Source organism: Oceanispirochaeta sp. M1 (genome assembly GCF_003346715.1).
GTDB lineage: Bacteria > Spirochaetota > Spirochaetia > DSM-2461 > DSM-2461 > Oceanispirochaeta.
The window spans coordinates 1-379 of record NZ_QQPQ01000164.1 but is presented as its reverse complement, the minus strand read 5'-3'; the positions used below and the strand labels follow the sequence as shown (position 1 = coordinate 379).

The following is a 379-nucleotide window of genomic DNA, read 5'->3' as shown; positions in this document are numbered from 1 at the left end:
TTAATCTGTGCTGGAATATATTCCAGTTCTTCTGATGTTTCATAGCCGATTATCGGACGTAATTTACCACAGCAGGAACATGTTCTCTCTTTTATGCTTAGACTATGCAGCACTTTTTCTCTTGGGATATCTGCCGATATGGGTTTTCGGCCTTTTTTCTTCGATTTCCCTTTTTGTGCATCAGATTCTCCAGATTCAGAAGGGTCTTCAGAGATGACTGCCTCGGCCTCATCAAAGAGGTACATCTGATGTTTATCAAGGACGGTCCATTTTTCACTTCTTCTTGCAAAGATATGATCCTCCAGAAGTTTAACTCGTTCCTTGAGTCGGTCATTCTTATTCTGAAGTGTATTGATATCTGTCAAAAGAGTATTGTTAT

The 379-nt window shown here is 39.6% G+C and carries 1 protein-coding gene; it reads right to left on the bottom strand.

The genetic code is table 11. From position 1 onward, the window contains the following. The coding region (locus DV872_RS26335) for an IS66 family transposase zinc-finger binding domain-containing protein (RefSeq protein ID WP_171832195.1) at positions 1-379 on the bottom strand (379 nt) is incomplete at both ends.